General features: G+C 59.8%; 21 protein-coding genes, 1 tRNA gene and 1 pseudogene. 14 read left to right on the plus strand and 9 right to left on the minus strand.

Annotated elements, in window-relative coordinates:
* Window positions 1-70: 70 nt before the first annotated feature.
* From ACQRBT_RS15015 to ACQRBT_RS15050, 8 genes are all read left to right on the plus strand, one after another.
* The gene (locus tag ACQRBT_RS15015; RefSeq protein ID WP_198763496.1) at window positions 71-544 is read left to right on the plus strand and encodes a translation initiation factor 2; all 474 of its coding nucleotides are present in this window, start codon (window positions 71-73) and stop codon (window positions 542-544) included.
* A 162-nt stretch (window positions 545-706) separates the two neighbouring features.
* Entirely contained in the window at window positions 707-961 is a 255-nt protein-coding gene (locus ACQRBT_RS15020; protein ID WP_060756268.1) for a YkgJ family cysteine cluster protein, read from the plus strand.
* 41 nt (window positions 962-1002) lie between these two features.
* A complete protein-coding gene (locus ACQRBT_RS15025; protein ID WP_412047562.1) occupies window positions 1003-1608 on the plus strand; it encodes an START domain-containing protein in 606 nt (201 codons plus the stop codon).
* A gap of 103 nt (window positions 1609-1711) precedes the next feature.
* Window positions 1712-1948 carry a hypothetical protein gene (locus ACQRBT_RS15030; RefSeq protein WP_104996181.1) on the plus strand — a complete coding sequence of 79 codons (237 nt, stop codon included), beginning with the start codon at window positions 1712-1714 and terminating at the stop codon, window positions 1946-1948.
* 213 nt (window positions 1949-2161) lie between these two features.
* Window positions 2162-2503, plus strand: a complete 342-nt coding sequence (locus ACQRBT_RS15035) for a ribonuclease E inhibitor RraB (protein WP_060756266.1) — start codon at window positions 2162-2164, stop codon at window positions 2501-2503.
* 394 nt (window positions 2504-2897) lie between these two features.
* Entirely contained in the window at window positions 2898-4307 is a 1410-nt protein-coding gene (locus ACQRBT_RS15040) for a circularly permuted type 2 ATP-grasp protein (protein WP_412047563.1), read from the plus strand.
* 4 nt (window positions 4308-4311) lie between these two features.
* A complete protein-coding gene (locus ACQRBT_RS15045) occupies window positions 4312-5262 on the plus strand; it encodes an alpha-E domain-containing protein (protein WP_060756264.1) in 951 nt (316 codons plus the stop codon).
* The gene (locus ACQRBT_RS15050) at window positions 5259-6065 is read left to right on the plus strand and encodes a transglutaminase family protein (RefSeq protein WP_060756263.1); all 807 of its coding nucleotides are present in this window, start codon (window positions 5259-5261) and stop codon (window positions 6063-6065) included. Before ACQRBT_RS15045 ends, ACQRBT_RS15050 begins: the two co-directional genes overlap by 4 nt.
* Before the next feature lie 104 nt (window positions 6066-6169).
* On the opposite strand, the gene ACQRBT_RS15055 is transcribed toward ACQRBT_RS15050, so the two are convergent.
* Window positions 6170-6970, minus strand: coding sequence for a c-type cytochrome (locus ACQRBT_RS15055; protein ID WP_412047564.1), 801 nt, complete (start codon window positions 6968-6970; stop codon window positions 6170-6172).
* A gap of 646 nt (window positions 6971-7616) precedes the next feature.
* Between ACQRBT_RS15055 and ACQRBT_RS15060 the strand changes: the two genes are divergently transcribed.
* The 3 genes from ACQRBT_RS15060 (at window position 7617) to ACQRBT_RS15070 (ending at window position 11886) form a co-directional block, all read left to right on the plus strand.
* Window positions 7617-8825: an acetyl-CoA C-acetyltransferase gene (locus tag ACQRBT_RS15060; RefSeq protein WP_412047565.1), complete on the plus strand. Its 1209-nt coding sequence runs from the start codon at window positions 7617-7619 to the stop codon at window positions 8823-8825.
* Window positions 8826-8841: 16 nt separating this feature from the next.
* Complete coding sequence (locus tag ACQRBT_RS15065) at window positions 8842-10989, plus strand: 3-hydroxyacyl-CoA dehydrogenase NAD-binding domain-containing protein (RefSeq protein WP_412047566.1); 2148 nt, start codon at window positions 8842-8844, stop codon at window positions 10987-10989.
* A 171-nt stretch (window positions 10990-11160) separates the two neighbouring features.
* A complete protein-coding gene (locus tag ACQRBT_RS15070) occupies window positions 11161-11886 on the plus strand; it encodes an amidotransferase (protein ID WP_090369159.1) in 726 nt (241 codons plus the stop codon).
* On the opposite strand, the gene ACQRBT_RS15075 is transcribed toward ACQRBT_RS15070, so the two are convergent.
* From ACQRBT_RS15075 to ACQRBT_RS15085, 3 genes are all read right to left on the minus strand, one after another.
* Window positions 11883-12854, minus strand: coding sequence for a magnesium and cobalt transport protein CorA (locus ACQRBT_RS15075; RefSeq protein WP_060756258.1), 972 nt, complete (start codon window positions 12852-12854; stop codon window positions 11883-11885). The two genes, ACQRBT_RS15070 and ACQRBT_RS15075, sit on opposite strands and share 4 nt — an antisense overlap.
* 143 nt (window positions 12855-12997) lie before the next feature.
* Window positions 12998-13720, minus strand: coding sequence for a 1-acylglycerol-3-phosphate O-acyltransferase (locus tag ACQRBT_RS15080; protein WP_412047567.1), 723 nt, complete (start codon window positions 13718-13720; stop codon window positions 12998-13000).
* Window positions 13721-13932: 212 nt separating this feature from the next.
* On the minus strand, window positions 13933-14625 hold the full coding sequence (locus tag ACQRBT_RS15085; protein WP_090369162.1) for a crotonase/enoyl-CoA hydratase family protein: 693 nt from the start codon (window positions 14623-14625) through the stop codon (window positions 13933-13935).
* A 336-nt stretch (window positions 14626-14961) separates the two neighbouring features.
* Here ACQRBT_RS15085 and ACQRBT_RS15090 point away from each other — a divergent pair.
* Window positions 14962-15051 (plus strand) — tRNA-Ser (locus tag ACQRBT_RS15090).
* 82 nt (window positions 15052-15133) lie between these two features.
* Here ACQRBT_RS15090 and ACQRBT_RS15095 read toward each other — a convergent pair.
* The 5 genes and pseudogenes from ACQRBT_RS15095 to ACQRBT_RS15115 all read right to left on the minus strand — a co-directional run.
* Window positions 15134-15337: pseudogene (locus ACQRBT_RS15095) on the minus strand (short-chain dehydrogenase); the annotation flags it as partial.
* 119 nt (window positions 15338-15456) lie between these two features.
* A complete protein-coding gene (locus ACQRBT_RS15100; protein ID WP_412047568.1) occupies window positions 15457-16497 on the minus strand; it encodes a DMT family transporter in 1041 nt (346 codons plus the stop codon).
* A 79-nt stretch (window positions 16498-16576) separates the two neighbouring features.
* Window positions 16577-16912 (minus strand): hypothetical protein, encoded by a 336-nt coding sequence (locus ACQRBT_RS15105; protein WP_060756254.1) that lies wholly within the window; start codon window positions 16910-16912, stop codon window positions 16577-16579.
* 165 nt (window positions 16913-17077) lie between these two features.
* Complete coding sequence (locus ACQRBT_RS15110) at window positions 17078-17656, minus strand: DUF4337 domain-containing protein (protein WP_198763486.1); 579 nt, start codon at window positions 17654-17656, stop codon at window positions 17078-17080.
* 55 nt (window positions 17657-17711) lie between these two features.
* The gene (locus tag ACQRBT_RS15115; protein WP_412047569.1) at window positions 17712-18596 is read right to left on the minus strand and encodes a LysR family transcriptional regulator; all 885 of its coding nucleotides are present in this window, start codon (window positions 18594-18596) and stop codon (window positions 17712-17714) included.
* 93 nt (window positions 18597-18689) lie between these two features.
* Here ACQRBT_RS15115 and ACQRBT_RS15120 point away from each other — a divergent pair, with 93 nt between their 5' ends.
* Window positions 18690-19658 (plus strand): NAD-dependent epimerase/dehydratase family protein, encoded by a 969-nt coding sequence (locus ACQRBT_RS15120; RefSeq protein ID WP_412047570.1) that lies wholly within the window; start codon window positions 18690-18692, stop codon window positions 19656-19658.
* Window positions 19659-19808: 150 nt separating this feature from the next.
* Window positions 19809-20498 (plus strand): HAD-IA family hydrolase, encoded by a 690-nt coding sequence (locus ACQRBT_RS15125; RefSeq protein ID WP_090369251.1) that lies wholly within the window; start codon window positions 19809-19811, stop codon window positions 20496-20498.
* Window positions 20499-20624: the final 126 nt, after the last annotated feature.

Genomic DNA, 20624 nt, shown 5'->3' on the forward strand with positions numbered 1-20624 from the left:
ATCACCGCGCTTGTCATGCCATGCACAACAAGCGAGCATATGGCTTTCTGCCGTTAATGCTGTTGGCGATATGACCTCTATTTTTCGCGCTGTCTGGATGATTGGCTTGTTGATCCTGTGTAACGTCGGCGCCGTGCTGGCCGCGTCGCCCGTGACTGAAACCAGGCCCGCCGCCCAGGCACAGCAGAAGACCCCAGCGAAAAAAACGCCCCCTGCCAAGAAGAAAGCCGCGCCCGTGAAGAAGCGTGCACCGATCGCCAGCAAATCCAAGTCGGCCCACGAAGTGGCCCAGACCAAGTTGCCACCGGCACAGTTGGACCTGTCTTTGCCTGCGGACATGGTGCGGCACCTGCAGCCGATCGGCACCATGCCCAAGCCCAAGAGCGTGCCATTGTTGCCACCGATGTTTGGCGAGAAGCCAACCGATAACAGCGCGTTCCAGATCAATGGCCGCTTGCTCAGCAACGAGATGAAGCTGCAATTGCGCAATGAAGAGCGGCGTGAAGTGGAAGGCGCAGCGCTGGATTTCGAATTCAAGCAGTAAACTTTTCCCTCGCACGTGACGCTTGCCCTCGACCATCTGTCGCAGACTGGTCAGTCACTTTTGTTTTGCGCGAAAAACCCCTGTTGGACCATTTTAAAACGGCTGTTTTAGGGCGTACTCTAGCCCGGCCATCCCTATTGAGCCGTCGAGGACCTACTGGTCATGAAATGCCGTGAAGGCTGTGGCGCTTGCTGCATCGCCCCCTCCATCAGTTCACCGCTGCCGGGAATGCCCAACGGCAAACCTGCGGGAGAACGCTGTGTGCACTTGTCGGTCGAACAGCTATGCCTGCTGTTCGGCCGCCCGGAGCGGCCGGCGGTGTGCAGTGATTTCAAGGCGGATATCGAAGTCTGCGGCAACGACCAGGCCGATGCGATCCGGCTGATTGGCTGGTGGGAGCAGATGACGGCGGCTTGATGGGCTTTACTATTGGAACTTCAACAATAAGGAATACAACAATGGGTTCACTGAAACGAATAGCTGTGTTGTGCGGTTTTACAGTGTTGTTCGCTGCCACTGCCCAGGCGGAAGACTGGCAGGTTGCCAAGGACGAAGACGGTATCAAAGTGTCCTTGAGCGAAATTGCCGGCTCCAAGTACAAGGCTTATCGCGGTGTGACCGTGATCAAGGCCCCAGTCGCCAAGATCCAGGCTCTGCAAGAAGACGTGGCGGGCGCCTGCTCATGGATCCATGAGTGCAAATCGCAGAAGCTGGTCGATAAGAAAGGTGACGAAAGCTGGACCTACACCCAATTCAAGGCCCCGTTCCCGGTGACTGACCGCGATTCCTACCTGCATATCACGACGACCAAGGCGGCCGACGGCACGCTGACGCGTAAACTGGAAGGTGTGCCAACCTACAAGCCTGAAGAAAAAGGCTACGTTCGGGTGGCCCAGGTCGATGGCTTCTGGAAGCTCGTTCCCAAAGGCGACAACCAGACCGAAGTGACCTACCAGGTGCACACCGAGCCTGGCGGCAGTGTGCCGTCGTGGCTGGCCAACAAGTTCGTGGTGGACGCCCCGTTCAAGACCTTGAAAGCCTTGAAAGAACACGCTGAAAAATAAGCACAGCCGATCAGGTGCCTGCGACCTTGAGTGGAACATTTGCCAAGCCCTCAAGGTCCAGATGGATGTGAGCCCACACTTGGGTTTTATCGAGGAAGCACCGATGCAAAAGTGGCAGATTACCTTTGTTGATGACCACGGCGTGAAGTCCGTGGAGCAGTTCGATTGCATGCAAAAGCCCAGCCTCGAAGAGGCGGCGCACATGATCCGCAGCAAGCTGGTGCCGGTAGCCGCCGAACTCGACCTCAATGACCTTGAAGGACGCCAGCCTGAGCCTACGGTCAAGATCCTCAAAGACCAGAACAGCATCCAGATCCTCGACATTTCTCCGGCTGCCTGAACAATCCCTGTAACTCATTCAACCCCCTCTGGTAGAGGTGATAGCTTCGCGCTACTCTGCAAACGAGATCAGCGAATGAATCGCTAAGGTCTGGTCTTGTCAGCTACATGCTTGTTTTCCAGCGGTGTTGTTATTGCCGTAGTACCTGCGCCAGTAGGGCGCAGGCTTCGGGAAGCACGGAAAGTCTATCCATCGGTTTGAGGAGGACGTTTCATGAGCACAGCCTATCAAGAAGATATCAGCACCCATGTTCTGCGCCGCATGAAAGAAGGCGGCTTTGACTTCTCGCGTTTTCACCCCATCGAGTTCTACGCCATTTTCCCGGATGAGGAACGGGCGCGCCGGGCTGCGGGTCGATTTCGTGGGGAATCGCTGAATGCCCAGGTCAGCGCGCGCGACGATGGCGCGTGGTACTTGGAACTGAGCAAAATCATGTCCGCAACCTACGACGGCATAGGAGACTTCGAACAAGACTTTGAAGCGGTGGTCGAGCCGCTGGGCGGGATCATCGAGGGATGGGGCGTGAAGCAGGAGGTGCGTGGATTACCCATGTAGTTGCATAGAGTCTCAGCGTATCGGCTGACCTTCGGGTCGGCCGATTTTGTTTGTGCCGTCTGAAAATGTGTGGAACTTGCGCGGTACTTTCTCAGCCTCAAAAAAAAGCCACCCGACAAGGGTTGCCTAAAGGGAAGAGCGGAGCGCTGAAGGCAGTTCAGCAGATGGGGCGATTATCCCTGGAGGCAGCCGGGCAATGAAATCAACTCTGGCTATGCTGTTGATAGCCAAAGCCCGCATTGGGATGAAGCGTGACGCAAGGCGGCGGGCATTCTGCGCACCAGGACGGTGCGGTTAGATTCCACTGCTTATCCAACTCACTGATTTATAAGTGTTTATGCCGATGGCACGGGCCTTGCGAAGGTTCTTGCGTCCGGGGGACAAGGAGTACGGCATGATCCGCACTTATTACGACGAGATGTACGATGGGGCAGGGCAGGTCCGTCCCCATTACCGCGAATTCGCCCGCTGGTTGGCTGAAACGCCCGCCGAGCTGTTGGCCCAGCGCCGGCGTGAGGCCGATTTGCTGTTTCACCGCGCCGGGATCACGTTCACCCTGTATGGGGACGAGCAGGGCACCGAACGCCTGATTCCCTTCGATACAATCCCGCGCAGCATACCGGCCAGCGAGTGGCGCACGGTCGAGCGTGGCTGCATTCAGCGAGTCAAGGCGTTGAACATGTTCCTCGCCGACCTGTATCACGACCAACGCATCATCAAGGCCGGGATCATTCCCGCTGAACAGGTATTGGCCAACGAGCAATACCAACTGGCGATGCAGGGGCTGAACCTGCACCGCGATCTGTATTCCCACATCTCCGGCGTCGACCTCGTACGCGATGGCGACGGTACCTACTACGTGCTGGAAGACAACCTGCGTACGCCGAGCGGTGTCAGCTACATGCTCGAAGATCGCAAGATGATGATGCGCCTGTTCCCCGAACTGTTCGCGGCCCAGCGCATTGCTCCGATCGATCATTATCCGAACCTGCTGCTCGATACCCTCAAAAGCTCAAGCCCGCTGGATAACCCGAGCGTGGTGGTGCTGACGCCAGGGCGTTTCAACAGCGCATTCTTCGAACATGCGTTCCTGGCCCGCGAGATGGGCGTGGAACTGGTGGAGGGGGCCGACCTGTTTGTGCGCGATGACCGCGTGTTCATGCGCACCACCGACGGCCCCAAGGCGGTGGATGTGATCTACCGCCGCCTCGACGACGCATTCCTCGACCCGTTGGCGTTCAACCCCGAGTCCATGCTGGGTGTGCCCGGCCTGCTCGCCGCCTATCGTTCGGGCAACGTGGTACTGGCCAATGCCATCGGCACGGGGGTGGCGGATGACAAGTCGGTGTACCCCTTCGTCACCGAGATGATCCGTTTTTATCTGGATGAAGAACCCATCCTGAAGAATGTTCCGACGTACCAGTGTCGTAAGCCTGACGAACTATCCCACGTGCTGGCCAACCTGCCGGACTTGGTGGTGAAGGAAACCCAAGGCTCCGGCGGCTACGGCATGCTGGTCGGCCCGGCGTCTACCGCGGCGGAAATCGAAGCCTTTAGCGCCCGCATCAAAGCCAAGCCCCACGCCTATATCGCCCAACCAACGCTGTGTTTATCCACGTGCCCGACCTTTGTCGAAAACGGTATCGCACCGCGCCATATCGACCTGCGTCCCTTCGTGTTATCCGGCAAGGAAACCCGCGTGGTGCCCGGCGGCTTGACCCGTGTGGCGCTGCGTGAAGGTTCGCTGGTGGTCAACTCGTCCCAGGGCGGCGGCACCAAAGACACCTGGGTGGTCGAGGACTGATGCCATGTTGAGTAGAACTGCCTCGGATTTGTACTGGATGTCGCGCTATCTGGAACGTGCGGAAAACCTCGCACGCATGCTCGACGTCAGCTATTCGCTGTCGCTGATGCCTCAAGACGGGCACGGTGACGGTCTGCATGAACTGGCCATGCCGTTGCTGATCACCGGCACCCTGGAGGATTACCGTGAACGCCACGGCGAACTGCATGCCGAACACCTGCTGCACTTTTTTGCGCTGGACGCGGCCAACCCGGCCAGCATCTACAGTTGTCTCGGCGCCGCGCGGGCCAGCGCCCATGCGGTGCGTGGGCGAATTACCGCCGACATGTGGGAAAACATCAACGCCACCTGGCTGGATATCCGCGACATCGCCCAGCAAGGCTTGAGCCATTACGGCATGAGCCGGTTTTGCGAGTGGGTCAAGGAGCGTTCGCACCTGTTCCGGGGCGCCACTTACGGCACCATCATGCGTAACGACGCCTTTCGCTTTATCCGCCTGGGCACCTTCATCGAGCGTGCCGACAACACCCTGCGCCTGCTGGACGCACGTTATGAAATGGCCGGCGACCAGGCCGCCGCCGTCAGCGATGGCACAGCCCACGCCTACTACCAGTGGAGCGCCTTGCTGCGCGCGTTATCGTCGTTCGAGGCCTACACCGAGATCTATCGCGACGCGCCCGGCGCCCGGCAAGTGGCCGAGTTGTTGCTGTTACGCGCTGATGTCCCACGCTCGCTGCGCGCCTGCAGCGAGGAGATCGACCAGATCCTCGCCAGCCTGCCCGGCCTCAACGGGCGACCGGCCCAGCGCCTGGCCGCCGAAATGGACGCACGCCTGCGCTTTACCGCCATCGACGAAATCCTTGAGGAAGGCCTGCACGCCTGGCTGACCGACTTTATCCCTTTGGTCCGCCAGTTGGGCGACGCCATCTACAGCTCCTACCTGGAGGCCGCATGAGACTCTCCCTCAGCCACGAAACCACCTACCACTATGAAGACCCGGTGCGCGCCAGTATCCAGTACCTGCGCCTCACGCCCCATGACAGCGAGCGCCAGCACGTCATCAGTTGGCAGCTCGACCTGCCACGCCCGGTGCGGGCACAGGTCGATCCGTTCGGCAATATCCTGCATGTGCTGACGCTGGACGAACCCCACGACGCGGTCATCATCGGTGCCCGTGGCCAGGTGGATATCGATGAGTTACGCGAGGCTGAACACGAGAGCCAGTCGGCTTTCCCGTTCCTGCGCAGCACGCGCCTGACCGAACCCGACGAAGCGTTGCGCAGCTTTGCCGAGCAGCACTGTCGGCAACGTCGCGACCGCAGCGCGTTGATCGACCTGATGCACGCGCTCAACCAGTCGATGGTCTACACGCCGGGTGCAACCGCAGTCGACACCAGTGCCGCCGAGGCTTTCGCCGGGCGGGCAGGCGTATGCCAGGACCATACCCACGCGTTCCTGGCCTGCGCACGCAGCCTGGGGATTGCGGCGCGATATGTGTCGGGGTATCTGTACACCGAAGACAGCACGCACCTGGCCAGCCACGCCTGGGCTGAAGCCTGGCTGGATGACGCCTGGTACAGCTTTGACGTGACCAACCAACTGGCGCGGCCGGAGCGGCATTTGAAACTGGCCGTGGGCCTGGATTACCTGGATGCCTGCCCGGTACGTGGCATGCGTCGGGGCGGCGGGCATGAACAGATGCATGCCAAGGTGTTATGCATGGCGCCGGCCCCGGTGATCGCTGTCCAGCAGCAATAATGCAATGTGGGAGGGGGCTTGCTCCCGATAGGCGGTTGCCAGTCAGTTATTGTTAGCTGACCCACCGCTATCGGGAGCAAGCCCCCTCCCACCGACACTCAGGGCTATTGTTTACGCCCCGCCATATGCCTCAAATACCCCACCAGCAAATCCAGCTCAGTATCGGGCAATACACTGGCTGCAAAAGCCGGCATCTTCGCCTGTGGCCAATGCCGCAGGCTCTGGGGATCGCGGATATAGCGCTTGAGGAAATCCCCGCTGAAATATTCGGTGGGGTTGTAGGGAATATTCAGATCCGGCCCCACTTGGGCGTCGCCGGCGCCATTGAGCCGGTGACAGGCCAGGCAGTTTTTCTGGAACAACGCAAAGCCTTGGTTCACGGGGTCATTCGCCGCCAGCTGCGGATCGGGCAGCAAGGCGGGAAAGCGTTCGGCGACGGTCTTCAATTGCTTGATCCCGGAGATCTGGAACGGCCACTGCTCAGGGCTGATGGAGCCGGCTTGCGGATCGGTCCACACCAGATAAAACGGCCCGGCACTCGATTTATCTTGCGCCAGCGCCGGCCAAGGGTGGGCGGGGTCCTCAATGGCGAGCCAGGCGCGGGCGCCGTGGTTTTGCAGAAGCGGCGCGGCGGCGAGTTCGGCGGCGAAGCCATCGAGGGCGACGGCTTGCAGATGGTTTTCCGCTTTCAGTCCCGGTAGGAGGGCGGCTAGTGGCACTGCGCGATAGGTCATATTGCGTTTGTAGGAAACGTCATCGACGATCTGCACCGTCTGTACATCCGGCCGCTTGAGCAAGTCGGCGGTCTGCCAAGTCTTGCTGGTGTGGTCCAGTTCGATGGTCAATTGCGCTGCAGAGACGGGCAGAGTCAGTAATGCAATGAATAGGGCGACGATCGTTTTCACGATATGGGCTCGATGTGATGGGCAAAGACACCCAACAATAGCGGAAAATCGCACGCAAAACGGCAGCGCCTGCACAGGACCGCTATACGCAATGTCCCGGCAGGTGCCGCCAAAAACTGCAGTCGTGATGCTGCGTGTGCACTGAATGCGAGGGTTGAGCCGTCACCCGATAATCTTGGTGAGATTGGGCAAGATCAGAATCAGTGTGGTGGCGAAAAGAATGAGTCCCGCCTGACGTACTTTCGAATGTTTGAACATGGCTGACTGCCTTTTGTTGTTATTCCTGAGCGTCAAATGCGTGCCGGAAAATTTCACTATGCCGATATGACGTGTCGCTTTTCTTACAGCTGCTCCAGCAAAACCCGGCAGCAGCCTCTTACAGATTCAACCTTAGAGCCCCTGTTCTGCGCGGCTTAGATCCATTTCATATCAACTAAGCAGTATTTGAGCTTAAAACGGCATGAGGCTAATCGCCATCTTCGCGCCAGCCCTAGGGCTAGACCGCTAAAACGATTAATCAGCGGTTTCCCTTAGGTACCTACCGTTCGTCCGAGCGAGGGGGTCAAAAGCAATGAGCGCATCCGTCATTGAAACCGTGTCAATCGGGCCTAAGGTAGGCACACACGCACAGCGGTTCGAGGACGTCATGACCCAACAAGCTTTGATCTTTGATGCGATACGTACGCCCCGGGGCAAAGGCAAAGCCGAGGGTGCCCTGCACAGCGTCAAGCCGGTAAACCTGGTGGCCGGCTTGCTTACGGCGCTGGCGCAACGCGCCGATCTTGATACGCACCAGGTGGATGATATCGTCCTCGGCTGCGTCACCCCGGTGGGCGACCAGGGCGCCGACATCGCCAAGACTGCCGCGCTGGTGGCGGACTGGGACATCAGCGTTGCCGGCGTACAGATCAACCGGTTCTGCGCCTCGGGCCTGGAAGCGGTGAACCTGGGCGCGATGAAAGTGCGCTCAGGCTTCGAAGACCTGGTGGTGGTCGGTGGCGTCGAGTCCATGTCGCGGGTGCCGATGGGCAGTGATGGGGGAGCCTGGGTACTCGACCCGCAAACCAATATGCACAGTCATTTCACGCCCCAGGGCATCGGTGCAGATTTGATCGCAACCCTGGAAGGCTTCAGTCGCGAGGACGTCGATACCTTCGCCCTGCAGTCCCAGCAGAAAGCGGCGAGGGCGCGTGCAGACGGCTCCTTCAGCAAATCGTTGATTTCAGTGCAGGACCAGAATGGCATCGTGCTGCTGGACCATGACGAGTTCATCCGCGGCGACTCCACCTTAGATGGCCTGGGCAAACTCAAGCCCAGCTTCGAAATGATCGGGCAAATGGGCTTCGATGCCACTGCGCTGCGGGTCTACAGCCATGTGGAGCGCATCCAGCATGTGCACACGCCGGGCAACAGCTCCGGTATCGTCGATGGGGCCGCCTTGATGTTGATCGGCTCCGAGGCCAAAGGCCGCGAACTGGGGCTGCAACCTCGGGCCCGTATCGTCGCCACTGCCGTCACCAGTACCGACCCGACCATCATGCTTACCGGCCCGGCCCCGGCCACACGCAAGGCCCTGGCCAAGGCCGGGCTGCGCGTAGAAGACATTGACCTGTTCGAGGTCAACGAAGCTTTCGCCTCTGTAGTGCTCAAGTTCATCAAGGACATGCGCATCGACCCCGCTCGGGTCAACGTCAACGGCGGCTCCATCGCCCTGGGCCATCCGTTGGGCGCCACGGGCTGCGCGATCCTCGGCACCTTGCTCGACGAGCTGGAAGTACGCCGCCAGCGCTACGGCCTGGCCACTCTGTGTGTCGGCGGTGGCATGGGCATCGCGACCATCATCGAACGTCTCTGAGCCGAAGGAACCCGTCATGAGCGACGCTATTCGTTACGAAAAAGGCCAGGACCAGATTGTGGTACTGACCCTCGACATGCCCGGCCAGAGTGCCAACACCATGAACGCCGCGTACCGCGAGGCCATGGCGGCCACGGTCACGCGCCTGGAAGCGGAAAAGGACAGCCTTGCCGGTGTGATCATCACCTCGGCCAAGAAGACGTTTTTTGCCGGTGGCGACCTCAATGAGCTGATCCAGGTCGACAAGCACCACGCCAAGGATTTCTACGACGGTGTGCGCGTGCTCAAGGCCCAGTTGCGCCGCCTGGAAACCCTCGGCAAACCGGTCGTGGCCGCGATCAATGGCGCGGCCCTGGGCGGTGGCTGGGAGATTTGCCTGGCCTGCCATTACCGCGTCGCACTGGACGATAAATCCACCCAGCTCGGCTTGCCGGAAGTCACCTTGGGCCTGTTGCCGGGCGGTGGTGGGGTCGTGCGCATGGTGCGCCTGCTGGGGCTGGAAAAGGCCCTGCCGTATTTGTTGGAAGGTAAAAAACTGCGGCCGCAACAGGCGCTGCAAGCCGGCTTGATCAATGAGCTGGCCTTGAGCCGTGATGAACTGCTGGCCAAGTCTCGCGCCTGGATTTTCGCCAACCCCGAGGCCAGGCAGCCTTGGGACAACAAGGCGTATCAAATCCCCGGCGGTACGCCGTCGAACCCCAAGGTTGCACAGATGTTGGCGATTGCACCGTCGATGTTGCGCAGCAAAACCAACGGCTGCTTTCCGGCTCCGGAAAAAATCCTTTGCGCCGCCGTGGAAGGTGCGCAGGTGGATTTCGACACGGCCCACCTGATCGAAACCCGTTACTTCACCGAACTGGTCACCGGCCAGGTGGCGAAGAACATGATCGGCACCTTCTGGTTCCAGCTCAACGAAATCAACGCCGGCGGCTCGCGCCCGCAGGGCTTTGCCCCTTACGTGACACGCAAAGTCGGCGTGCTGGGTGCCGGGATGATGGGCGCGGGGATCGCTTATGTCAGTGCCAGTGCGGGCATCGACGTGGTGCTCAAGGACATCGACCTCGTCGCCGCCGAGAAAGGCAAGGCGCACTCAGCCGCGCTGTTGGACAAGAAGGTGGGGCGTGGGCAATTGACCGCCGAGCAGCGCGATACCACCTTGGCGCGTATTCATCCTACGGCCTCTGATGCCGATCTGGCCGGTTGCGACCTGATCATCGAGGCCGTATTTGAAAACCGCGAGCTCAAGGCCGAGGTTTCGGCCGCCGCCCAAAGCGTCGTCGGCGCCGACGCGGTGATCGCCTCCAATACCTCCACCTTGCCCATCAGCGGCCTGGCCAACGCCGTGCCCGATCCAGGCAAGTTCCTGGGCCTGCATTTCTTCAGCCCGGTGGACAAGATGCCGTTGGTGGAAATCATCAAGGGCACGCAAACCAGCGACGAAACCCTGGCCCGAGGTTTTGATTTCGTACTGCAGATCAAGAAAACCCCGATTGTGGTCAACGACAGTCGCGGCTTCTTCACCTCGCGGGTGTTCGGCACCTTCACCAATGAAGGCATCGCTATGCTCGGTGAAGGCGTGGCCGCACCGATGATCGAGACCGAAGCGCGCAAGGCCGGCATGCCCGTGGGGCCGTTGGCGGTGTCCGATGAGGTATCGCTCAGCTTGATGAGCCATATCCGACAGCAAACGGCCAAGGATCTGCAGGCCGAAGGTAAGGAGATGCCGACGCATCCGGCAACGCGGGTGATCGACCTGCTGGTGAATGAGTACAAACGCGCCGGCAAGGCAGCGGGTGGTGGGTTCTATGACTATCCGGCAGGCGGGCAGAAACACCTGTGGCCGGAACTGAAAGCCCGTTTCGAACAGCCGGGTAAACAGATTTCGCCACAGGATGTACGTGACCGCCTGCTGTTTATCCAGGCCATCGAAACCGTGCGGTGTGTGGAGGAGGGGGTGTTGATGTCCACGGCGGATGCCAATGTGGGCTCGATCTTCGGCATTGGCTTTGCCGCGTGGAGTGGCGGTGCGTTGCAGTTTATCAACCAGTACGGGTTGAACGATTTCATCGCCCGGGCGCGCTACCTGGCGGAGCAATATGGGGAAAGGTTCTCTCCTCCGGCGTTGTTGCTGGAAAAGGCTGCACAAGGCGAAATATTTCGGTGATCTGAATGTGGGAGGTGACTTGCTCCCGATGGCGATGTATCAGCTGACGAGTCAGTAACTGTGCCACCGCTATCGGGAGCAAGCCCCCTCCCACAAGGGCTTGCCTTGGAGGGTGTTTCAGGGCAGGCTCTGGGGTGTGCATTATTCCCATCACCGTGTCAGGTATTTTTTATGTCGCTACGCGTCTGTATCCTGGAAACCGATATCCTGCGTCCAGGCTTGATCGATCAATACCAAGGGTACGGGCAGATGTTCAAGCGCCTGTTCTCCAAGCAGCCGATTGCCGCCGAATTCGTTGTCTACAACGTTGTGCAGGGCGAATACCCGCCGGAAGATGAAGTGTTTGATGCCTACCTGGTCACTGGCAGCAAGGCCGATTCCTTTGGCACCGACCCTTGGATCCAGACTCTCAAGACTTATCTGCTCGAGCGTTACGAGCGCGGCGACAAACTGCTGGGTATCTGCTTCGGCCACCAATTGCTGGCACTGCTGCTGGGCGGCAAGACCGAGCGCGCGGGCCAGGGCTGGGGCATGGGCATCCACGATTACAAGCTCGATGCCAAGGCGCCGTGGATGAGCCCTGAAGTGGAAGAACTGACGCTATTGATCAGCCATCAGGACCAAGTCACCACGCTGCCGAAAAACGCCACGGTGATTGCTTCCAGCGCGTTTTGCCCGTTTGCGGCGTACCACATTGGTGATCAGGTGCTGTGCTTCCAGGGCCACCCGGAATTTGTCCATGACTATTCCCGCGAGCTGTTGGAGATTCTTCAGACGACCTTGGGCGAGAAGGTCTACAACCATGGCGTCGCCAGCCTGGAGCGCGACCACCACGGCGTCACCGTGGCGGAATGGATGATGCGTTTCGTGGCCCACAAATCCGAGGCCAAGCGTTAAAGCCAGCCCGAACGCTTGAAGCTGGCCCACAAACCGGTACAGCCCACCGCGATAAACCCGAGCACTGCAAAATAGCCGTAGTGCCATTGCAGCTCGGGCATATTCTGGAAGTTCATCCCGTAGATCCCCGCCACCGCTGTGGGGAAGGCGAGGATCGCCGCCCATGCGGCGAACTTGCGCTGCACCACGCTTTGACGCGAAGCCTCCAGCAAGACACCGATCTCGATGGTCTGGCTGGCGATATCGCGCAGGGTGGTGAGGTCTTCCATTTGCCGTGTCACATGGATCTGCACATCGCGGAAATACGGGCGCATGTTCTTGTCGATGAACGGGAAGCTCAGCTTCTGCAGCTCCTGGCTGATCTCCACCATCGGCGCGACGTAGCGCTTGAGCCGCAGCACGTCGCGGCGCAAGCCATGCAAGTTCTGGATATCACGCTCATTCAGCGAGCTGCACAATACGTTGCGTTCCAGTTCATCGATCTCGGCATGGATCGCCTCGCTCACCGGTTGGTAATTCTCGGTGACGAAATCCAGCAGCGCATAGAGTACGAAATCTTCCCCATGCTCCAGCAACAGTGGCCGCGCCTCACAGCGCTGGCGCACAAGCCCGTAGGATGCCGAGTGGCCATTGCGTGCAGTGATGATGTAGCCGTTGCCGGCAAAGATATGGGTTTCGATAAACACCAGCTTGCCGTTCTCGCGCACCGGTGAGTAGGTGACGATAAACAGTGCATCGCCGAAGGTTTCCAGCTTCGGGCGGCTGTGCTTTTCCAGGGCGTCTTCGATGGCCAGTTCATGCAGGTTGAACTGGCGTTGCAGGTTGGCCAGCTCTTGAGCGTTGGGGGCTTCCAGGCCGATCCATACAAAGTGGTCAGGTTTGGCGGCCCAGGCGGCGCCTTCGTCGAGGGTGATATCGGTGACTTTCTTGCCGGCGCTGTAGACGGCAGCCGCAACAACTCTACCCATGGTGCTGATCGCTTCTTATTGGGATGACAGATGTTGGGCAGCTTAGCCTGAATGACGTTCCGTCGTAGCTGTCATTGCGACGAGCTTTTTGTGGTGAGCGAGCTTGCTCGCGCTGGGGGACGAAGCGCCCCCCCGGGCGGTGTTCAAGCAGCCCGCAACTCAAGATCCATCTGCGCGATGCATTCATCCATCTGCACCTGGCAACTTTGCATCAACCGGGGGATGTCATCCGAAGTCAGCCCAACCGTAGGAATCGGCGGCAACGACCGTATGAGTACATCCCCACTGTTCCAGCGATCGAGCTGCATATGGGTGATGTAATTGCTGACGCACACCTGCACGATCGGCACTCCGGCCGCGATTGCCATATGGAATGCGCCTTTCTTGAACGGCAACAAGCCTTTGCCCAGGTTGCGTGTGCCCTCCGGGAACACCCAGATCGACGTGTTCTCATGTTGCAACGTATGGGTGGTGGTAAGCATTGCCCGGCGTGCCTTGTAGGCATTGCCTCGGTCGATCAGCACATTGCCTGCCAGCCAGAACAACTGGCCGAACAGCGGCACCCATTTCAGGCTCTTCTTGGCGATGCACACCGTGCGGTGGGGCACCACGGTGCCGAACACAAACAAGTCATAGTTGGACTGGTGGTTGGCGATGATCACGCAGGTGCCGGGCTTGTTGCGCAGCGAGTCGACCTGCGCTTTCACGTTCAGACCCAAGAGCCACATGGCCGGCAGCGCATAGAGGCGGGCACACAGGCGACTGTTGTCCGGGTTGAACGGACGGCAAAGGCCCAACAGTACGCCCAGCACACCGGCGACGATAAAGTGCAGGCCCATCAACAGCATACGTAGCAGAAAAAGCATCGACACGGTCCATCGGGACAAGGGTGGCGCAGTGTACGGGTGTGCACTGGGTTCGGCAATTGTCCCTGCAGACGTGGGAGATAGGCGATGTTTAAGCACATGTTTCAATATGCACCGACATCGCCCGACTAGAGCACCTAGAGATGATTCTGATTTATCTGTAAGAAAAAGCCCGACTCAAGGTCGGGCTCTGGAGCTGCAGTTGTGAGGACTTAGCTCAGGACATGCCCCTGATCCTGAATGATTGCGTCATCCAGTGCTTCCAGCAGCGCTTTGCGCACTTTCAACTTGGTGTGCTTGTGGGCGTTCATATTGATCTTCTTCAACTGACGCGCCGCTTCCAGGGCCGCCGCGTGCAACTCTTCGGGGGCGACGACTTTATCCAGGAAGCCGGCATGCAAGGCGCCCTGCGGGTCGAACATCTCGGCGTTGATCACCGAACGCTGAAATGCCGACTTACGCAGGCGATCCCGCGCCAATTCGATACCGGCGTGGTGCATGGTCATGCCGATCGCCACTTCATTCAGGCCGATGCTGAACGGGCCTTCCACACCAATCCGATAATCGGCCGACAATAACAGGAACGCGCCCTTGGCCACCGCATGCCCAGGGCAAGCGACGATCACCGGAAACGGATGGGACAACAGACGACGCGCCAACGTCGAACCCGACGTCACCAGGCTGATCGCCTCTTTGGGGCCGGCGGTCATCACCTTCAGATCATAACCCCCCGACAGTATCCCCGGCGTCCCGGTGATCACCACCACGGCCCGGTCTTTCTCGGCCTGATCCAGCGCCGCATTGAACTCACTGACCACCGCCGGAGAAATGGCATTCACCTTGCCGTTGCTCAGGGTCAGGGTCGCAATACCGTCTTCGAGGTGGTAGGCAATCAACTCACTCATGACGCGGTTCCTTGTAAGACTTGTTATAGAGAAGCTATGGATAGAAATGCATACGCAGACGTTACCCACCACGCCCGCCCCGGTAAAGCGCCGTGACTGACTACCCAGTCAGGCTTTTACGCCACACCCAAGCTTAGACGGCCCGGAGCAGGGCGCACCGAGCGTCCCAGGCTCACGTTGCCCATGCCCAAGAATGGCAGAATCACCGTCCCTGACCAGGCGGGTTATGACATAACCGTCTAACCGCATGAAAATTCTGAAAAAAACCTTTGCCATCGGAAAGGCTTTCGACTACATTAGCGCGCCTCGACAGACTGAACTGGTTTGACGAGATACGGTGAAGTGTCCGAGTGGCTTAAGGAGCACGCCTGGAAAGTGTGTATACAAGAAATTGTATCGAGAGTTCGAATCTCTCCTTCACCGCCAAATTCGATGTAAACAAAACCCCTGGTTTCGAAAGAAACCAGGGGTTTTGTGCTTTCTGGGCTTGGAAATTTCCCGTTCTAGATCACGTACACGGCATGTCCAGCCGGCGCCCAATGACATCCAGCAGATCGCACTCGTCGCGTAGTGGAATTGAGCAGAGCAGGGCGAAGTCACTGAGCACTACGGCATCACTGCCTATTTCACTGCGTAGTGCGAGATTCTCAAGGACCTGGGTTACGGCGCGAAGTCGATAGGTCGCGGCGTCTAGCAGTATTTCCAGAGGCGATTGGCGTGCAAAGGCTGGGAGTACGAGCGTAAAGCTCACAACGGCGACCACGCTTGAACGAAGGCTGTTTTCAGGGCGGCGCTGAGCGGCCTAGATACATTCCCTGAAAACGCCACCCCTCAATGCCTATGCCGATGATGCACATCCGGAAAATGCGCATGGCTATGCTTCATCGCACTGTGCACATGCACGTGGCTATGCGGCACCGCCGGGTCCCATTCAAAGTCATGCTCATGCTGGTGATGCTCATCATGCACATGGCGATGCCCGTGTTCCGTCGCTTCATGCAGATGCTCGTGGGCATGCCGCTCTGTCAGGTGCAGCCACACGCCGATAGCCATTAACGCCGACGCGATCCAGAACGCGACGGTGACCGACTCGTCCATCACCCATAAGGCAACCGCAGCCCCGAGGAAGGGCGCTGTCGAAAAGTAGGCGCCGGTGCGGGCACTGCCCAGCCCGCGGAGTGCCAATACGAACAGGACCAGGCTGATGCCATAGCCGAGAAACCCGACCAGCAACAGGGGCGCAAGTTGTACGGCGCTCGGGAGCTGCGCGCCGAGATAAAGCGCCAAGCTGCAATTCACCCACCCGGCAATCAAGCCCTTGGCGCCTGCGATAAACAGGGCGTCAGACGCGGATACCTTGCGCGTCAGGTTGTTGTCGATCCCCCAGCACAGGCAGGCCAGCGCAACGGAAAACGGTCCCGTCCAGTCCTGGCTGGTAGCGCCGCCGTCGGACCAGGACAGCACCACGCCGCCCAGCACAATGGCGAGCATACCGAGGACGATACGGCGGTCGGCGTTTTCCCTGAACACCAGCCAGGCGATAACCGCAGTCAGTACCGACTCGAGGTTGAGCATCAATGAAGCCGTGGCCCCGGCGGTGCGGGTGAGGCCGAACATCAGGGCGACGGGCCCGAGGATGCCGCCGAAGACGATGGCGCCGAGCAGCCAGGGCCATTCCGAGGGGGCCAATCCGCTAGGTTTCCAGCCGCGATCACGCATGCAGCGCACACCGGCCAGACCGATACCGCTGCCAAGATAGAGCAGGCCGGCGAGGAGTGTGGGCGAGAGGCCAAGGCCCAGGCTTTTGGCAAGTGGGGTGCTGGCGCCGAACAGGGCGGCGGCCGCGAGGGCGTAAAGGATACTGAGGTTCATGGGCCATCCTCGAAGGTATGGCCCATGATACGTCGCGCGCGGGCCTGAGCCCTGGCGATTTTGACTATTTCACGATCATTTATTGCGCAGTTTTCAGCTTGACCACATCACCCGAGATCTTGGTGGTGTAACCGCTGAGCACCCAGGCCCAGAACCAGTTTTCTTGCACTTGGGTGTTGATCAGTGCATCGCCGCCTTTGGCCTTGATGGCCGCGTCCTGCGCGCGCACGAAACGGCTGTTCTGGCCGATCGGGATCAAGCCGAACAGCATGATGCCGGTGGCGCTGGCTTCACTGTGGCCCAAAACGGTGTATTGGCTGCTGTCGTAATGCGGGGATTTGATCGCGGTACCGGTGCAACCTGCAAGGGTGAAACCCAGAACTGCTGCTGCAACCACTTTACTGACGTACTTCACTGAATAACTCCATGAACTCAAGCCCGGGATCCAATTTCCCGGGGCGCGACACTCTAATCGCTCAGCTGGCAGATTGAAATCCGCCAGCCAAAGGTTTCACTTTCATACCCCCACTCACGCCCAGGCTGACAGGCCGGACACCCGCACACCGGGACGTGCTTGGCGTCAGATATGCAGCCACGCCAGGCTGCCCAGCACCACCGCCACACCCGCCGCCGCATAGGACATGCGCTTCAGCCATTCACGCCGCGTGAGCAAGGTAATCGCCGCCAACGAAATCGCGATCTGAATCGCCGTCATCGCCTGGGCCCAGCGGTGATGCTGGTGCAGTGCCTCTTCGGATTTTTGATCCCACTCTCGGGAGGTGGCCTCAAGTTTTTCGGCTTGTTTGCGCACGTCTTCTTTCTGGCTTTTGTAGCGCTGCACTTCGTCGTTGTAGTGCGCCGCATCGACGCCGGGGATGTGTGCGGCCAGTTCGGCGAGGTTTTGCCGGCTGGATTTGGCCTGGTAGTAATTCCACTGGTTGGCGGCTTCGGTTTTGATAATGGCGGCGTTGTTCTTGTCCATCGCCGCTTCGCTTTCGGTGGAGCCGGCCTGGTAGCTGAGCATGGCGCCGAGGGTGGCCATCAGCGCGGTCATCACGGCAATGCGGCTGGCGAAATTGTCACCGCGGCCGTGGGCATGTTCGGTGGTGTGTTCGATGTGTTTTTCGTGGGGGCTGGGGACTTCGAAGGCTTCGGACATGGGGGCTTCTGCACACGGAATGTGGGAAGCCTGATTCTTTACCAGTGAAGCTGTCTCAAAGCTGTACGTAACGCTGCAAACCGGCCACCAATGCATCAAACATCACCCGACAGCGTGGGCTGTTGCGCAGGTCCTCGTGCATGGTCACCCAGGTGTCCAGTTTGAGCGCGAAAAACTGCGGCAGCACTCGCCGCAGGCGTGGGTCGCGCTTGGCCAGTTGCACTTGGCAGCCTCCGATGCCGGCACCGGCGCGGATCAGCGCCAGTTGTGCCAGGTCGCTGTCGCTGCAGAGGGCGAAGGCGCTGCGTTCGAAGCCCTTGATGGCCAGGCTGCGGATGAAGGCGTTTTCCTGGTCGAAGCCGATCACCGAATGGTTGGCCAAGTCTTGCATGTGCAGGGGCACGCCCCGTTGTTGCAGGTAATCATCACGGGCGTGTAGGCCGACTTCGATCAGCCCCACGCGCCGCGCCAGCAGTTGTTCCTGGCTGGGCCGGACCATGCGCACGGCGATGTCGGCTTCCAGTTGCAGCAGGTCGCTGAGGCGGTTGGTCAGCACCAGTTCGACCCGCAGGTGCGGATGCTCACGGCGTAATTGAGTGATGATCGGTGGCAGCAATTCCACGCCGACGACTTCACTCGCGGAAACCCGCACCACACCGCGCACCTCGTCACCGTGGGAGGAGGCGGCGCGCTCGAGGGCGGCGGCGGTGCGTTCCATGGTTTCAGCGTGGGCGCGCAAGGTATGCGCCACCGCCGTCGGCAGCAGCCCTGTTGGTGAACGTGTGAACAGCACCACGTTCAACGTCGTTTCCAGCGCAGCGATATGCCGGCCCACCGTAGGCTGCGTGATGCCGAGCAGCCGCGCGGCCCCCGACAACGATCCTTCCTTGAGTACACCCAGGAACGACCGGTAAAGCTCCCAACCAATATACGATGCCATGCATAAATGTATAGCGACTGGTGGGTCTTGGGCAATTCCTCTATAGCCGGGTCCGGAACAGAATGCGCTCACCAACCAACGTGGGAGAGTGTGATGAGCAAGGTTCTAGTATTGGGTGCAACCGGTGGCATTGGTGGCGAGGTCGCGCAGCAACTGGCAGCGGCGGGTTGGGACGTGCTTGCGTTGACCCGGGATGTCGACAAAGCGCGCCGGCGAAACCCTGACCTCACCTGGCTCAAGGGCGACGCACTCGATCGGCAGCAAGTGCTGGCGGCAGCGCGTGGTTGCGAGGTGATCGTCCATGCCGTCAACCCGCCGGGCTACCGCAATTGGGCCGGGCTGGTACTGCCGATGATCGACAACACCATCGCCGCGGCGATTGCCGAGGGCGCGACCATCGTGTTGCCGGGCACGGTGTATAACTTCGGGCCGGATGCGTTTGCGCTGCCGCATGAGGATGCGCCCCAGCACCCGCAGACGCGCAAAGGGGCGATCCGTGTGCAACTGGAGCAACGCTTGCTCGACGCCTCCCGCCAGGGGGCGCGGGTCTTGATCGTACGCGCCGGGGATTTTTTCGGCGCCCGTGCGTCCAATAACTGGTTTTCCATGGGGCTGATCAAACCTGGAAAACCGGTCGCCAAAGTGAGTTATCCGGGCGCGCGTGGCGTGATGCATCAGTGGGCCTATCTGCCGGACGTGGCGCGCACGATGCTCGAGTTGCTTGAGCGCCGTGCCACCCTTGAGGCGTTCGCCCGTTTTCACATGGAGGGTTTCGTCGATGCCGATGGCACACAGATGAGCGAGGCCATCCAGCGCGTGGTTTTGCGCAGGACGGGTCAGCAACCCCGCGTAGGCCCGTTCCCTTGGTGGCTGTTGAAGGTGGCGGCGCCCTTTGTCGTCACGTTCCGTGAGATGCAGGAGATGCGTTACCTCTGGCGCACCCCGTTGCTCATGGGCAATGAACGCCTGGTCGCGGTGTTGGGCAGGGAACCTCATACGCCGCTGGACCAGGCGGTGGAGGCCACATTGGACGGTTTGGGCTGCCTGTCTGAGCCCGCCTGATCAAGCGCATCTACACCGCGAGGTTGATCAGCTCCACTGCCGTTCCCTGCGCCGTTGCAGTGCGGGCGGTCATGGCAAAGGGTTGCCTGCCGACAAGCGTGGCCGTTATTGTGCTGAATCCTTTTAGTCCTTCCTCCAGGTTCTGTTGTGATGAATGCACCGCTTAGCGCTGTCGGTCCGATCAAGGCCGTGATATTCGATATGGACGGGTTGTTGCTGGACACTGAGGGCATCTACACCGAAGTGACGCAGATCATCGCCGAACGCTACGGCCGAACCTATGACTGGGGTATCAAGCAGCACATCATTGGCCGCGGCGCCCAGGACCTGGCCGATTATGTGGTCAAGGCGCTGGACCTGCCGATCACACCGGCGCAGTTCCTGACCATCCGCGAACCGCTGATGAGCGAGCGTTTCCCCAAAGCTTTGGGCATGCCCGGTGCGGAAGCGCTGGTGCGGCATTTGAAAGCACACCATATTCCGATTGCCGTGGGCACCAGTTCGTCGCGTAATTCGTTTGGCCACAAGACCACGCTGCACCGCGAGTGGTTTGCTCTGTTCGACACCATCGTCACGGCCGATGACCCGGAAGTCGGCGCCGCCAAACCGGCCCCCGACATCTTCCTAACCGCCGCCCGCCGCCTGGGCGTCGCGCCCGAGGATTGCCTGGTATTCGAAGATTCGCCGTTCGGCGTTACCGCCGCGAAAGCCGCACATATGACCGCCATCGCCGTGCCGGATGAAGCCATGGCTGACAGCAAGTACCAGCATGCTGACCAGATCATTCGCAAACTTGCAGACTTCGATCTCGCCGCCTATGGCCTACCGCCGATGTCCTGAACAAACACGATCAAATAGTGTGAGAGGGGGCATGCCCTGATACCAGTCAGTTAAGGATTAACGCGGTCATTGTGGGAGGGGGCTTGCTCCCGATGGCGGTGGTTCAGTCACCAGATACAGTGACTG

The sequence above is a fragment of the Pseudomonas sp. R19M genome (assembly GCF_050312585.1).
In the GTDB taxonomy this organism is placed as follows: domain Bacteria; phylum Pseudomonadota; class Gammaproteobacteria; order Pseudomonadales; family Pseudomonadaceae; genus Aquipseudomonas; species Aquipseudomonas palleroniana.

What these genes read in the sequence shown, in the direction of transcription:
- ACQRBT_RS15115 (WP_412047569.1), bottom strand. Translation starts at nt 18,596, where the DNA reads ATGGCATCGTATATTGGTTGGGAGCTTTACCGGTCGTTCCTGGGTGTA.
- ACQRBT_RS15100 (WP_412047568.1), bottom strand. Translation starts at nt 16,497, where the DNA reads ATGAACCTCAGTATCCTTTACGCCCTCGCGGCCGCCGCCCTGTTCGGC.
- ACQRBT_RS15025 (WP_412047562.1), top strand. Translation starts at nt 1,003, where the DNA reads ATGGGTTCACTGAAACGAATAGCTGTGTTGTGCGGTTTTACAGTGTTG.
- ACQRBT_RS15070 (WP_090369159.1), top strand. Translation starts at nt 11,161, where the DNA reads ATGTCGCTACGCGTCTGTATCCTGGAAACCGATATCCTGCGTCCAGGC.
- ACQRBT_RS15125 (WP_090369251.1), top strand. Translation starts at nt 19,809, where the DNA reads ATGAATGCACCGCTTAGCGCTGTCGGTCCGATCAAGGCCGTGATATTC.
- ACQRBT_RS15040 (WP_412047563.1), top strand. Translation starts at nt 2,898, where the DNA reads ATGATCCGCACTTATTACGACGAGATGTACGATGGGGCAGGGCAGGTC.
- ACQRBT_RS15065 (WP_412047566.1), top strand. Translation starts at nt 8,842, where the DNA reads ATGAGCGACGCTATTCGTTACGAAAAAGGCCAGGACCAGATTGTGGTA.
- ACQRBT_RS15080 (WP_412047567.1), bottom strand. Translation starts at nt 13,720, where the DNA reads ATGCTTTTTCTGCTACGTATGCTGTTGATGGGCCTGCACTTTATCGTC.
- ACQRBT_RS15110 (WP_198763486.1), bottom strand. Translation starts at nt 17,656, where the DNA reads ATGTCCGAAGCCTTCGAAGTCCCCAGCCCCCACGAAAAACACATCGAA.
- ACQRBT_RS15075 (WP_060756258.1), bottom strand. Translation starts at nt 12,854, where the DNA reads ATGGGTAGAGTTGTTGCGGCTGCCGTCTACAGCGCCGGCAAGAAAGTC.
- ACQRBT_RS15085 (WP_090369162.1), bottom strand. Translation starts at nt 14,625, where the DNA reads ATGAGTGAGTTGATTGCCTACCACCTCGAAGACGGTATTGCGACCCTG.
- ACQRBT_RS15050 (WP_060756263.1), top strand. Translation starts at nt 5,259, where the DNA reads ATGAGACTCTCCCTCAGCCACGAAACCACCTACCACTATGAAGACCCG.
- ACQRBT_RS15030 (WP_104996181.1), top strand. Translation starts at nt 1,712, where the DNA reads ATGCAAAAGTGGCAGATTACCTTTGTTGATGACCACGGCGTGAAGTCC.
- ACQRBT_RS15120 (WP_412047570.1), top strand. Translation starts at nt 18,690, where the DNA reads ATGAGCAAGGTTCTAGTATTGGGTGCAACCGGTGGCATTGGTGGCGAG.
- ACQRBT_RS15020 (WP_060756268.1), top strand. Translation starts at nt 707, where the DNA reads ATGAAATGCCGTGAAGGCTGTGGCGCTTGCTGCATCGCCCCCTCCATC.
- ACQRBT_RS15060 (WP_412047565.1), top strand. Translation starts at nt 7,617, where the DNA reads ATGACCCAACAAGCTTTGATCTTTGATGCGATACGTACGCCCCGGGGC.
- ACQRBT_RS15035 (WP_060756266.1), top strand. Translation starts at nt 2,162, where the DNA reads ATGAGCACAGCCTATCAAGAAGATATCAGCACCCATGTTCTGCGCCGC.
- ACQRBT_RS15045 (WP_060756264.1), top strand. Translation starts at nt 4,312, where the DNA reads ATGTTGAGTAGAACTGCCTCGGATTTGTACTGGATGTCGCGCTATCTG.
- ACQRBT_RS15015 (WP_198763496.1), top strand. Translation starts at nt 71, where the DNA reads ATGACCTCTATTTTTCGCGCTGTCTGGATGATTGGCTTGTTGATCCTG.